Origin of the sequence: Kaistella carnis (assembly GCF_003860585.1) — a bacterium.
Classification (GTDB): domain Bacteria; phylum Bacteroidota; class Bacteroidia; order Flavobacteriales; family Weeksellaceae; genus Kaistella; species Kaistella carnis.
Genome location: NZ_CP034159.1, coordinates 2,448,653 through 2,462,081 on the forward strand (window position 1 = coordinate 2,448,653; position 13,429 = coordinate 2,462,081).

Consider the following 13,429-nt stretch of genomic DNA (forward strand, 5'->3'; position numbering starts at 1 on the left):
GTTTTTAAATGAATTAGTTCGTACTGGCAGTTTTAATTTCTGTTGTTTTAATGTCTGTTCCTAACCTTTGAAGGTAAGCAATCAAGGCAACGATTTCTTTCTTCTCTAATGGAACAAAGTTCGCCCCATCCGCTGCTTTTTTGTCTTCATATGCTTTCTTCACATCGGCCGCTTCAGCATAGATGTCTTTTACGATCGCTGCAGCTTGGTTATCTGCCCACGCATCTGCTGAATCAATCTGAGCTTTGGTATATGGTACATCAAATACATTTTTCATGAGTTTGACTTTGTCTACCATTTGACTTCTGTCCAGATCTCTCGCGATTAACCATGGGTAACGTGGCATAATGGAACCTGCAGATGTTACTCTTGGATTCAACATGTGTTTGTAATGCCAAGAACTTGGGTTTTTACCACCTTCTCTATGCAAATCCGGTCCCGTTCTTTTTGAACCCCAAAGGAAAGGTCGGTCATAAATAAATTCTCCAGCTTTTGAATACTGTCCGTTTTTACCGTTGAATCGTACGACTTCATCACGGAAAGGTCTGATCATTTGCGTGTGGCAAGAATTACAGCCTTCTCTGATATATAAATCTCTACCTTCAAGTTCCAGTGGTGAATAAGGTTTCACTGCTGCAATTGTGGGTACATTTTCTTTAATGGTTAAAGTTGGTACGATTTCTAAGAATCCACCAATCGCAACTGCGACGAATGAAAGTACTGTAAGCAAAGTCGGCATTCTTTCGATCCAAAGGTGAAGTCCTTCTCCTTCTTTTCTCTTGTTGCTGATTTTTGCTAAAGCTGGTGCTTCCGCAGGTACATTTTTCTGGAATGAACCGCTTCTAACTGTAGCTACCGCATTCACACACATTAAGATTGCACCGGAGATGTAAAGTAATCCACCTACGAACCTCATTTCATAGTAAGGAATAATAGCCGTAACGGTATCTAACCAGTTTTTGTAAACTAATGTTCCGTCCGGATTAAATTGTTTCCACATCAATCCTTGGGTAAATCCTGCGATATACAAAGGAACTGCGTAGAAAATAATTCCTAAAGTCCCCAGCCAGAAGTGCCAGTTGGCTAATTTTACTGACCATAGTTTGGTTCTCCACATGATCGGTAGAAGGTAATAGATCATTCCGAAAGTCATGAAACCATTCCAACCTAACGCTCCTACGTGAACGTGACCAATAACCCAGTCTGTATAGTGACCGATTTTATTTAAAGTTTTAGTTGCTAATAGTGGTCCTTCAAAAGTCGCCATACCATAGCAGGTAATCGCTACAACGAAGAACTTCAAGATAGGGTTTTCACGTACTTTATCCCAAGCACCTCTCAAAGTTAAAAGTCCGTTTAGCATTCCTCCCCAAGATGGTGCGATCAGCATGATCGAGAATCCTGTAGCTAAAGCTTGTGCCCAACCTGGGATTGCAGTGTACTGCAAGTGGTGAGGACCTGCCCAGATATAAACAAAGATCAATGACCAGAAGTGAATAATTGAAAGTTTATAAGAGAAAACCGGTCTGTCGGCAGCTTTTGGTAAGAAGTAATACATCAAACCAAGAATTGGTGTTGTCAATACGAACGCTACCGCATTGTGACCATACCACCACTGAACCAAGGCATCTTTAACACCGGCATAAGCTGAATAAGATTTCCAGCCGGTAAAAGTTAATGGAACCTCTAAGTTGTTGAAGATATGCAACATTGCAATTGCAACCCAAGTTCCTAAGTAGAACCAAATCGCAACATACAAGTGACGAACTCTTCTCTTCAGAATGGTACCAAACATATTTACCCCGAAAACAATCCAAATCACCGTGATTAAAATATCAATTGGCCATTCGTGTTCTGCGTATTCTTTTGAAGTGTTAATTCCCATCAAGAAAGTAATCACCACGGCTACAATCATTAACTGCCATCCCCAAAAATGAATCCAGGAAAGCGTGTCGCTATACATTCTGGTTTTAAGCAGTCTTTGCAATGAGTAATAAGCTCCCGCGAAGAAACCATTACAAACGAAAGCAAAAATTACTGCACTGGTATGCAACATTCTGATACGGCCAAATCCAAACGCACCATGCGTATTGATCAAACCTTGTAGATTTCCGCTTTGTAAACTTGCGATGGTAGCATCGTCAGTTCCAAAAAAATACTCCGGAAGTTCTGGATAGAATAACATTAAGGCTGCGGTAAGTCCTAATAAAAATCCAACAATACCAAAGACTATTGTTGCATAAAGGAATGCCCGCACAATGTTATTGTCATAACTAAACTTTTGTGTTTCCATATTAACTAATCACTTTTTTCTTCTGATTTTCTATTTGCTTGCTCTTTCGACGTTTCTTTATTTACAGTTGATGGGTCCTCTTTTATGATTTCTGAATCCAATAAAATTCGGACTGCCGGCGCCTCATCGTCCTCAAACTGTCCATTTCTTGTACTTATTATAAAAATAACCAAAAAAATAGCGGCCAGAGAAACACTGCATATAATCATTAAATATAAGAGTTCCATCGTCTGTGCAAATTTAGGTATTAACTGCGTCAAATTTACTTAAAAATTATGATATTCCTCACTTCGTGTTAAATATTGTTAATTTAAAATATTTCTAAATAACTCAATTATTAAAGTCTATTTGTTGATTTGGAAATATTTAGCAGACCGAATCCAAGTTACAAGGGAGGTGAATATGACCACACTGATGGAGCTGATCGGCATTAGCACGGCCGCCACCAATGGTGATAAATGTCCCGTTACCGCAAAGGATAAACCAATTACATTGTAAAATAAACTAATAGCGAAGGTGAATTTCACAATATTTACGGCGTCTTTCGACAGGTCAAAATATTTTTTTAATTCATTCATTTTCTCCCCTGCCATAATAACATCCGAAGAGGGCGTAAAGGAGTGCGTATCGTCTGCTACGGCAATTCCGACATTACTTTGCTTGAGTGCTCCGGCATCATTTAAACCATCACCCATCATGGCGACTTTATGATGTTTATCCTGAAGCTGTTTTATGAAATTCAACTTGTCTTCAGGACTTTGATTGAATCGTATTTCCTCGACTGTTGGAACCAGATTTTTTAAATATTCTTCTTCCGAGGAGTTATCGCCACTTAAAATATGAAGGTTAAAATCTTTCAATTCTGAAAACATTCCGGCTGTATTTGGCCGGTATTCATTAGTAAATATGAATTTTCCGAGATACTGATCGTCACAGGAAATATGAACTGCAGTTTCTAAATTTCGAGGCGGCTGTCCGGTAAATGAAGCGGACCCGATTTTATAAACTTTCCCTCTGACGGTTGCAGAATAACCTTTCCCAGGGGTTTCCAGGAAGTTTTCAACAGGTAAATATTCATCTTCAATTTCCAGAAAATCATAAAGACTTTTCGATAGTGGATGATTGGAGTTTTTTAAGAGACTTTTTATATTCTTTATGTCAAAGTCTGGCAAATCCGCACCTTCAAAAACGATGGTTGCTTTTTTATTATGCGTAATCGTTCCGGTCTTATCAAAAACCAAAGTGTCAATCTTGGCTAATTTTTCGATGGTTAAAGTGTCCTTCACATAGAATTTATTGCGTCCCATGATCCGCATAATGTGACCCATAGTAAATGGAGCCGAAAGCGCCAGAGCACAAGGGCAAGCAACAATTAATATGGCAGCGACTACCTGAAACATTTTTTCGAAATCCTGTCGCCCCCAATAGATTCCCGCTAATAAAGTGATCCCTAAAATGATAAAAGTAAAATATTTACTGATGTCATTAGTCATCGTATCCAGGCCTGTTTCATATTTTTTAAAGGCTTCTTTATTCCAAAGCTGCGTCAGATAACTTTGATTTACGGTTTTTATCACTTCCAGTTCCAAAACGGAGCCTACCTGTTTTCCGCCTGCAAAAATTTTGTCGCCAGGCTTTTTAGGAATAGAAGCACTTTCCCCGGTAATAAAACTGTTGTCGATGTTTCCTTCGCCTTGAATTAAGATGGCATCTACCGGAATAATTTCCTGGTTACGAACCATAATTCGGTCGCCCACATTTAACTCATTAAGCAGAATATTCTGTTGTTTATCATTGAAATCCACCTTGGTAACTGCGATTGGATAAAATGATTTATAATCCCGATCGTAAGAAAGTGCGTCATAGGTTCTTTTCTGAAAAAGTTTTCCTAAAAGCATGAAGAACAAAAGTCCGCATAACGTATCAAAATACCCGGGACCATAATCGGTCAGCACTTCGTAAATACTTCTGCCATAAAGCATTAGAATTCCAAGAACGATCGGAACATCAATATTCACAATTTTATTTTTCAGCCCGAACCAAGCCGATTTGAAATAATCAGAAGCTGAATAAAATACAACCGGAGTTGCTAAAAGAAACATGATAAAACGAAACAGGTGTTTATATTGCTCCATCCAGAAGTCGGTGGTTCCCATAACCTGCTCTGCATATTCCGGGTAACTGAAAAACATTCCGTTCCCAAAGGCAAAACCTGCGATCGCTAATTTGATCACCAAGGTTTTATCAAAATGTTCCTCTTTTTTATCGGCAGTTTCTAAATTGATTACGGGTTTATATCCTAAGTTGGTAAGGAATTTCGCAAGTTCACTCAACTTAAGTTCATTATGATTAAAGGAGATCTGAACGTTTTTACGCGTGAAGTTAACTTGTGAATAATTGATATTTTTGTTCAGCGTATGTAGACTTTCCAGAAGCCAAATACAGGAAGAACAGTGAATAACGGGAATTTTTAAAGTGACCAAAGTCGTATTGCCTTCAGAGAAGTCAGTGACTTTTGTAAAAACTTCCGGAGTGTCTAAGTAATCAAACTGTGAGGTGTTGTCATCGTTTGGCCGTATTCCGGAACTTTTATTCAGTTTATAGAAATTTCCTAAATCATTCATATTCAGGATTTCATAGACTGACTTGCATCCGTTACAACAAAAGATCTTTTCGTCAAATGCAATACGCTCTTTTTCGATAATTTGACCGCAATGAAAACAGTTTTCTGACAATTTATTAAAAGTTTAAGAGGCAAAATTATGATAAATATATTTGTATCAGGGTTTTAAATATCCTATTTTTGCTGATAAATGTCATCTTATTATGTCACTACAAAATCATGCTCTAATCGAGGAGAGACTTCACCAAGTCTTTAACGATGAGTATTTTAAAGAAAAACTTTCCCCAGAAGATTATGAAAGGTATATTGCTAGAAAGCAATCTCTTAAATTTCATAAAGGCGGAATTATTTTTGAGGATGGGGAAACGCCGAATGGTGTCTATTTTCTGAACAAAGGAACCGCTAAGTTATCTAAACAAGGGGTTTATGGTAAAGATCAGATTCTGCGTTTTATTAAAGACGGTGATTTAATTGGATACCGATCGTTGCTTTGTGGTGAAGATTTTCAGGCAAAAGCAGAAGCCATGACGGAGATTGAAGCTACTTTTTTACCCTCCGATATTTTTCTTCATCTTTTAGAAGTAGTTCCGCAGCTCTCGTTTGTAATGCTACAAAAAATAGCTTTCGAACTGGGGGAATCTTCAAATACCGTGACTTTCCTTGCACAAAAGACTGTACGCGAAAGACTTGCGGAAATTTTATTATTACTGGAGCAGAAATTAGGTACTGATCCGGAGGGATTCATCAAGATTTCTTTGACCAGAGAAGAAATTGCCAATATTATTGGTACTGCAACAGAAAGTGCCATTCGTTTAATTTCCGAATTTAAGCAGGACAAATTAATTGAAGTGGAAGGCAGAAATATCAAAATTCTGAACCACGAGAAGTTAGTTCGCTTAGGTCATGTAATTATATAATAAATGATGATTGAATTGTGAGGTCTCATTGTTCGATCATTAATCATAAACAATAATTTAAATTATGTCTGTACATTCAGAAATAAAAAAAATCACAACAGAGACTTTGCGAAAAATGAAATTCGACAAAGAAATCATCACCATGCTCACCGCGTATGATTATACTACGGCGAAAATGGTAGATGCAGGTGGAATTGATGCAATTCTTATCGGCGACTCTGCTGCAAATGTGATGGCTGGTCATGAAACGACTTTGCCCATCACTTTAGATCAAATGATTTATCATACCCAATGTGTGGTGCGAGGTGTTGAACGAGCTTTAATCGTTGCAGATTTACCCTTTGGTTCTTACCAAAGTAATCCGGAGAAAGCTTTGGATTCTGCCGTAAGAATGATGAAAGAAGGAGGCGCACATTCCATTAAAATTGAAGGTGGAAAAGAAATCCAGAAATCAATCGTTAAAATCATCAATGCCGGAATTCCCGTGATGGGACATTTGGGCTTAACACCACAGTCGATCTATCAATTCGGAACTTATAAAGTTCGTGCAAAAGAAGAGGAAGAAGCGGAGAAACTAATGAGCGATGCAAAGCTGCTTGAAGAACTGGGCTGCTTCGCTTTGGTTTTAGAAAAAATTCCAGCTGATCTGGCGAAGAGAGTTTCTGAGAGCATTTCCATTCCTACTATCGGAATTGGTGCAGGTGCGGGATGCGACGGGCAAGTATTGGTTTATCATGATATGGTCGGAATGAATAAAGATTTCTCGCCAAAATTCTTAAGAAGATATTTAGATTTATATACTGAGATTACAGGAGCAGTTTCCAGTTTTGTAAAAGATGTTAAAACCGGGGATTTCCCGAATGAAAAAGAAAGTTACTAATGAATACCAATACAACAACCTTACAGGGAATATTATCCATCGCAGCACTTATTTGTATTGTGGTGGGATTTTTTAATCTTTTCTCGCCGGAGATTAATCACTTTTTATATGATAAACTATTTTATATCTTAATAGGAGCGAGTTTCTTTTTGCAGGCGCCAACCTTAACCAATAAGAATTTTGTGTACCCAATGTATGCTGCAGCAGCTTTGTGTATCGTGGGAGCGTTTATGAAACCAGACTCACAATTGGCAGTGATCAAGACCATCGGACTTTTTGGTGGCGTATTAATGTCGATTTTTAGCAGACCGAAATTAACCAGAAATCAATAACCGTTTATTATCGGACTTTATAAAAAAAACTTTCAATATAATTATTGAAAGTTTTTTTATTTAATAATTCCCGGTTTTAAGAATATCACCGAAGTAATTTTCGAGCAAAGTTCTTTCTGCTTTTGTCAGATTGGCGTCCGGATGTTTAGAAATATAGCCCGGCATCGGCATCGTATAATCTTTTATAGAATGTACCGATTTTTCGAGCATACTCTTTTTCAGATCGCGGTTTAAATCGCCCCACACAGAAAGGTTAAGATGTTCCCGACCTTCATTTACATGATGTTTAATAGACCATGAAATGGGTGCAACATAAGCATAATCCGGATAAACAGTTTCGTTTGAATGACAATCGTAACATCCTTTTCTTAAGATCTTTTGTATGTTTTGCGGGGTATTATAAATTCTCACGAAATCTGCTTTTTTATTCACAGGCTTATTCATGCGGTCGATTGGGATAAACTGAATCACCGCAACGACAATGAGGAACCAATATAAAATATTTAAAAAAGTTTTCATTCCTTATTTTCCGAGGTTAAAGGTTTTGTGATCTCTTCCTTATTAAAAGGAGTGACCGTGGCAGAATCAGTTTCCAAATTATTTAGAGGCAGCTTCCAGGTTTCGCGGATGTCCCAAAGTGGTCGTATTTCAATTTTCTTCTCGAAGATATAAACAGGCTCAGCGAAAACACCGTCGGCAAAATCCGCAGAGTCCCAAACTCCATTATTGTTTTCATCGACTAAAATACGCAGCTCGTAAGTTCCTGGTTTCAGCGATTTAAAATCTATTTTCGATTCATTAACATATCTGGAATATGCGATATCTCCACGCTCTGTAATGAACTGGATCCAAAATTTTTGTGTTGGAGCATTTTCCAGAGTTAAAACAAACTCGCCATAATTTTCTAATTTATCCGCTTCAAAATCAAAGCGTTTTGAGATTTTAGTCGTCTCGTAAAATGAAGAGGCGGTTTCTTTCGGAATGGTCAATGAATATTTTTTTCCTTCTTTGAAGTTGGATTTTATATGAATTTCAAAAGGATTTTTTTCATCAATTTCTGCCCTAAAATCCTGTTGAATACTATCGGAAACCAAAGTCCATTTTTCAGGCTGAATCTTATCAACGAAATAATTAGAGGTAATGACAAAATCTTTACCCGGCGGCAATAGATTTCCGCCGCTGTTATTAAGCACCATTTCATTTTTCGCATTATAGCGGTAGAAAAGAGATACCGAATCTTTTTTTACGCCATTATCAAAACTGAATTTTAGATTTTCATTGTTTGCAACGCCAACATTTTGTGCAGTGGCATCAAACCAAATATATACAGAATCAGATTTTGGCTTGTGTGTCACTTTATAATCACGCAGTTTATCGCTTAAGGAAAGGACGTCAACCTTCTCAGGATTTCCTTCGAAAGTCATTAGAATTCCGCCTGGATTTTCCTTCATTTCAACATACTTCACCGATTTTCTGGATGGATAAAGATTGATGTTGAGACCCGAGATACTATTATCCAGAACTATTTTATCTTTCATAAATCCAACCTTCTCTTTCCCCATATCATAGACAGAATTCGAATTGCTGTCTTCAAATGCTAAAATTCGATAATTTCCAGGCGACAAATAATTGAGTTCAAAATAACCATCGGCATCTGCTTTCGTAATGTAGTACGGTTTTTGACGGTAATCCATCGAATCCTTTTCCTGGTACAGACCGACGACTAAACTTCCTTCTTCAGTGGTTTTTTCTTGATCTTTAAAGATGCTTTTGAGTTCCCCACTAATATAAAGACTGTCGATTTTTGGTCCCGTAGAAAATGCAAAGTTGTAATACCCAAGTGGGTTTCCTTCGTTATTATCTACAATCGCATTACCGAAATTAAAGTTATAGGTGGTATTTTCCTGTAATGTATCTTCCCATTTGATGAGCAGATATTTATTAGCCATCCCGGAAGGAAGTATTTTTGTAATTTTGCGAAGAGGTGGCGAAATAATGAGATGTTTATTGATGTCTTTTAATGCAATATATTCATCAAAAGTAATTCTGAGTTCTCTGATATCCCTCTGCACATTAACTCTTGGGCTGTCGATATTGCTGCCAATGACCTGTGGCGGAATACTGTCCCTTGTGCCACCCACAGGTGAACCAACGCGTGCGCAAGAGGCCAGGATGATGCTGAGGAGCAATAGAAAAAAGAATCTTTTCATGAAACAGATTTGTGCAAAATTAAGAAATTTATTCACTGTAACTGTCATTCGGTTGGTTCTGTTTCAGCGTATCTGTTTCGCCCATGCTTTTCTGAATTTTCTCCCTTTCATACGGGAAATTTTCAAAAAGTCCGGAAAGTGCCAGTGCGGTATATACGCGACTCGAATATTTATTGCCGATTGCAATAATCGTGACCTGTGATTTTAATAAATGTCCGAAAACAGAATTGGTTCCATGCCACCAACCATTATGATAAGTCAGTTTATCATTTTCGTTAAAAATCTTCATCCTGAAGCCGAGTCCATAATTGTTTACTCCAGGTTTTTCATTGCTGTAGGGCTCATAAATCATCGCCTGCAAATCATGACGTAAGAAATTCTTAGCAAATAGGGCTTTTGAAAAGTTTAATAAATCTCTTGGAGTGGTGTACACATTTTTGTCACCATAGATCAAATCCAGCCGGTCGTAAGGATAAACTCTGGGACCGCGCTGATAGAATGATTTGGCTGCTGTTGCCGTATCTTTTTCCTTAAAGATGTAGGTGTGTTTCATTTTTAAGGGTTGAAAAACCATTTGCTTCATCGCCTCCGGGAAGGGAGTTTTAGTTACCTTTTCTATCAGTAAAGCTAACATGGCGTAATTGGTATTGCAATACATAAAACCTGTATTGGTTTCGCGCGCAAGATCCGGTTGATATTGAATCAACATATTTAGAATATCCTGATTGGTAAGATATTTTTTTGAAAGTTCTGCCGGTTGAGGCTGTATCTTTTCTATGAAATGTTCATATTTGGGCAAGCCACTTCTTTGGCTAAGTAATGTAAATACGGTAACCTTCGGATAGGGAAATTTAGGGAAATATTTTGTGAGTGGATCGTCCAGTGTAATTTTTCCTGATTCTACCAGTTTTAAAGTTGCCATCGCGGTGAGCGTTTTAGAAATTGAGGCAACATGAAGTGCAACAGTGTCATTGATCGGTTCCTGTTTGTCTGCTTGAGCAAAACCACGGTAATTTTCGTATAAAATTTTATCGCCTTTCGCCACGAGAAAACCACCCCATAAATCGCCATTTTCCCAGACATTTTTATAGTAACTGTCGATCACTGAAACAATGGAATCCTTATTTTGTAACTGCCTGTCTTTCCTGTGGAAAATATTGTCCAAATCAATGTTTCCGTAATTGGGTAAAGAGGTGTTAATTTTTTCTTCTTTTGCATTCTCTTTTTTACAGGAGAATAAAATAAACGCAGAAAAGAGAAGAAGGAATAAGGAATTTGAAAATTTCATTAAAAAGGTTTTGTCTTAAAAATCTCCGCAATATAAGGGATAAAGTACAAAACCGATAAGACCGAAGTCATAAAAATTTGTTAAGATTGAGGAAATTTCCTCAGAATTTTATCCACAATCACCTGCGCCAATTTCTCCTTACTTTCTATGGTCCAACCGGCAATATGTGGTGTAACGATTACTTTTTCAGAATTCAGAAGATATTGTAAATCTTCATTTTCGCCATCCAGTTTTTCAAAAGAGGATTTCTCGTATTCCAAAACATCCAAAGCGGCACCTTTGACTTTCCCATTTTTAATCGCCTGAACTAAATCTTTCGTGTTGACATTTTTCCCTCGGGCCGTATTTACAAAGTAAAAGTTTTTCGCCATTTCTGAGATGAATTTTTTATTCACCAGATAATGGGTTTCGTCCGTAATCGGAAGATGTAAACTTAAAATATCCGCTTCTTTCTTTAAAATTTCTAAAGTTACCTGCGTGGCGTTTTCATCTGCAATATTGGGTAATATATCGTGAAAAATAACTTTGCAACCAAAACCTGAAAGCCTCTTTGCAACTGCTTTTCCCATATTTCCGTACCCAATGAGACCCACGGTTTTGCCAAGCAGTTCTTCGCCACGATTTTCTTCGCGTTTCCAGATTCCGTTCTTTACTTCCTGGGATGAAATAAATAATCGGTTCATTAATATAAGAAGCATACCTAGAACCTGTTCGGCCACTGCATCACGATTTCCTTCGGGAGAACTGATAAGCTCAATTCCGGATTTTTGTGCGAACGCTACATCAATGTTTTCCATGCCGGCACCAACACGAGCGATGAATTTTAAATTTTTTGCATGTTCGATGAATTTCTGATCAACCGGAATTCTACTTCTGATAATAATGCCGTCATAGCCTTCAATTTTGGCCAAAACCTCATCATAAGATGAAGTAAAATCTTCAACCAACGAAAAAGCTTTGGCTGTAAGTTGTTCCGTAATTAAAGGATGATTTTTATCGAGAAGTAAGATTTTCATATTTTTTTCGGTTATGAATGCTCGTGAAAGTTGTTTTAAACACAAATGACACTAATCTAATCACAAATGACACAATTATAGCTGCCCATTGATTACACGTTTTACACCGTGCTTAAATTGTGAAGTATTAAAATTAATCAGCATTCCAAGTTTGCAATTGCTTAAACGAAGATAAGTTAGAATTTGGGCCAAATGAACATCATGTAATTCTTCTACAGATTTAATCTCAACCACAAACTTTCTTTCCACTAAAATATCTAATCGATAACCAACATCTAGTTTTACATTTCTATAAGTGAGCGGCATTGGTTTTTGTTTTTCTACAAATAAACCATTTTGACTGATTTCATAGAATAAACATTCTTCATAAGCACTTTCCAATAAACCAGGACCAAGCGCCTTATGAACCATATATCCGGCTTCATAAACGATTCTAGAAATTTCATTTTCAGAAATATTGATATCCATTTTTTAGCATTATTAGTGTTTGTAATTTCTAAACATTAATATCGCTAATTTTTTCAACAAATGACAAATTACTTAGAATCATTATTTCATTTTGAAATATTAGTGCCATTTGTGCGTATTTATTAGTGTAATTTGTGGTAAAATTAACTTCCGAAAAGTCTTTTAAGTTCCACAGAATCCGCCGCATTCATTCGTCCGGAAAGAATCAATGAAAGTTCTTTTCTCCGCAAAGCGGCATCAAACCTCGAGATTTCTTCTTCTGTTTCAGGAACCATTTTTGGAATTGGTATAGGTCTGTTATATTCATCAACCGCCACAAAAGTGTAAATTCCGGAATTGGTGTGAATCTTTTTTTGATTAATGGGATCATCCAACCAAACATCCACATAAATTTCCATTGACGTGGAAAATGCACGCGAAACCTTCGATTCTAAAACCACAATTCCGCCTTCCGGAATGGGATGATCAAATGAAACATGATTTACAGATGCGGTAACCACGCGTCTTTCGCAATGTCTTGCTGCGGATATTGAAGCGCATCGGTCCATTTTTGCCAAAAGTTCACCACCGAAAAGATTTCTTAAAGAATTCGTTTCATTAGGCAAAACGATGTTGGTCATAATGGTTAGCGATTCTGCTGCTTTCTTGGTTTTTTCCATTTAGATTTTGAATAGTTTTTTTTAGAAGTCCATTTTTTTGGAGCTGCTGCAACAGGTGCAGTCATGTTTTTTATAGAATCAGCTTTTAAAGAATCTACCAATGCCGCAGCAGATTGTAGGGAATCAATTTTTACTGTATCTTTTTGTACGGCGGGAAGAACTTTCGCTGGAGTTTCAGGCGTGAAAGATTTTTTACCGAAAATCATTTCCGGCTGGGAAACACCCAAATAGGTGAGTGCGGAAATAATCAACACCAAAGGTACGATCCAGTAAAAAGATTTGCTGAACTGAAATGATCGTTGTGATTCGCTCTTATGATTTTTAATTTCGGAGATATTAATTTCCTCTAAACCATAAAAATCGGGAGATAAATTTTCCGTCCTTTCTGCGCTGAAATGCATCTTGCTGTCTTCTAAATAAAAGAGTCCGATATTTTCAACCCTCACCTTTTTCTCTTTAAAAAGAGTGGCATTCCAGTAATTAACTTGTTTTTTCAGCTCCAGTTCTGCATCAATCATTGGAACTCCTTTTCGACCGGAAATAAATTTTAAAAATTCATCAGAATTTCCGGATTGACTTGGTTTAAAAGCAATCGCGGTTCCCGGAGGCAAAATATTTTTCCCTTCCTGATCCAGCGACGCAGTAATGGTATTCAGATAAAAGGTTCCGAAACCAGGAATTGAAGCGCTGCCGTGGTTTTTTAAAAATTCGAGAAGGATAGAAGAAAAATTCATACGGTGGCA

General features: G+C 37.3%; 13 protein-coding genes. 3 read left to right on the forward strand and 10 right to left on the reverse strand.

The features are described from left to right. Positions 1-13: 13 nt before the first annotated feature. The 3 genes from ccoN to EIB73_RS11435 form a co-directional block, all read right to left on the reverse strand. On the reverse strand, positions 14-2,293 hold the full coding sequence (ccoN, locus tag EIB73_RS11425; RefSeq protein WP_125025399.1) for a cytochrome-c oxidase, cbb3-type subunit I: 2,280 nt from the start codon (positions 2,291-2,293) through the stop codon (positions 14-16). 5 nt (positions 2,294-2,298) lie between these two features. Continuing rightward, the gene (gene ccoS / locus EIB73_RS11430; protein ID WP_125025400.1) at positions 2,299-2,520 is read right to left on the reverse strand and encodes a cbb3-type cytochrome oxidase assembly protein CcoS; all 222 of its coding nucleotides are present in this window, start codon (positions 2,518-2,520) and stop codon (positions 2,299-2,301) included. A gap of 117 nt (positions 2,521-2,637) precedes the next feature. Continuing rightward, positions 2,638-5,028, reverse strand: coding sequence for a heavy metal translocating P-type ATPase (locus tag EIB73_RS11435; RefSeq protein WP_125025401.1), 2,391 nt, complete (start codon positions 5,026-5,028; stop codon positions 2,638-2,640). A 91-nt stretch (positions 5,029-5,119) separates the two neighbouring features. Here EIB73_RS11435 and EIB73_RS11440 point away from each other — a divergent pair, with 91 nt between their 5' ends. The 3 genes from EIB73_RS11440 (at position 5,120) to EIB73_RS11450 (ending at position 7,045) form a co-directional block, all read left to right on the forward strand. Further along, positions 5,120-5,833, forward strand: coding sequence for a Crp/Fnr family transcriptional regulator (locus EIB73_RS11440; protein WP_125025402.1), 714 nt, complete (start codon positions 5,120-5,122; stop codon positions 5,831-5,833). Positions 5,834-5,897: 64 nt separating this feature from the next. Next, positions 5,898-6,713 carry a 3-methyl-2-oxobutanoate hydroxymethyltransferase gene (gene panB, locus EIB73_RS11445; RefSeq protein ID WP_125025403.1) on the forward strand — a complete coding sequence of 272 codons (816 nt, stop codon included), beginning with the start codon at positions 5,898-5,900 and terminating at the stop codon, positions 6,711-6,713. Beyond that, positions 6,713-7,045, forward strand: coding sequence for a hypothetical protein (locus tag EIB73_RS11450; protein ID WP_125025404.1), 333 nt, complete (start codon positions 6,713-6,715; stop codon positions 7,043-7,045). The genes panB and EIB73_RS11450 overlap by 1 nt, the downstream gene beginning before the upstream one ends. Positions 7,046-7,105: 60 nt before the next feature. Here the strand turns inward: EIB73_RS11450 and EIB73_RS11455 are convergent, their stop codons facing one another. The 7 genes from EIB73_RS11455 to EIB73_RS11485 form a co-directional block, all read right to left on the reverse strand. Next, on the reverse strand, positions 7,106-7,564 hold the full coding sequence (locus EIB73_RS11455) for a heme-binding domain-containing protein (RefSeq protein WP_125025405.1): 459 nt from the start codon (positions 7,562-7,564) through the stop codon (positions 7,106-7,108). After that, positions 7,561-9,255: an Ig-like domain-containing protein gene (locus EIB73_RS11460; protein ID WP_125025406.1), complete on the reverse strand. Its 1,695-nt coding sequence runs from the start codon at positions 9,253-9,255 to the stop codon at positions 7,561-7,563. Before EIB73_RS11460 ends, EIB73_RS11455 begins: the two co-directional genes overlap by 4 nt. A gap of 28 nt (positions 9,256-9,283) precedes the next feature. Continuing rightward, entirely contained in the window at positions 9,284-10,543 is a 1,260-nt protein-coding gene (locus EIB73_RS11465; RefSeq protein WP_125025407.1) for a serine hydrolase domain-containing protein, read from the reverse strand. A gap of 80 nt (positions 10,544-10,623) precedes the next feature. Further along, on the reverse strand, positions 10,624-11,559 hold the full coding sequence (locus EIB73_RS11470) for a 2-hydroxyacid dehydrogenase (protein ID WP_125025408.1): 936 nt from the start codon (positions 11,557-11,559) through the stop codon (positions 10,624-10,626). A gap of 75 nt (positions 11,560-11,634) precedes the next feature. Next, on the reverse strand, positions 11,635-12,027 hold the full coding sequence (locus EIB73_RS11475) for a GxxExxY protein (RefSeq protein WP_380219178.1): 393 nt from the start codon (positions 12,025-12,027) through the stop codon (positions 11,635-11,637). A 143-nt stretch (positions 12,028-12,170) separates the two neighbouring features. Continuing rightward, a complete protein-coding gene (locus EIB73_RS11480) occupies positions 12,171-12,686 on the reverse strand; it encodes an acyl-CoA thioesterase (protein ID WP_125025409.1) in 516 nt (171 codons plus the stop codon). After that, positions 12,653-13,420 carry a hypothetical protein gene (locus EIB73_RS11485; protein WP_125025410.1) on the reverse strand — a complete coding sequence of 256 codons (768 nt, stop codon included), beginning with the start codon at positions 13,418-13,420 and terminating at the stop codon, positions 12,653-12,655. Before EIB73_RS11485 ends, EIB73_RS11480 begins: the two co-directional genes overlap by 34 nt. Between the last annotated feature and the right edge of the window lie 9 nt (positions 13,421-13,429).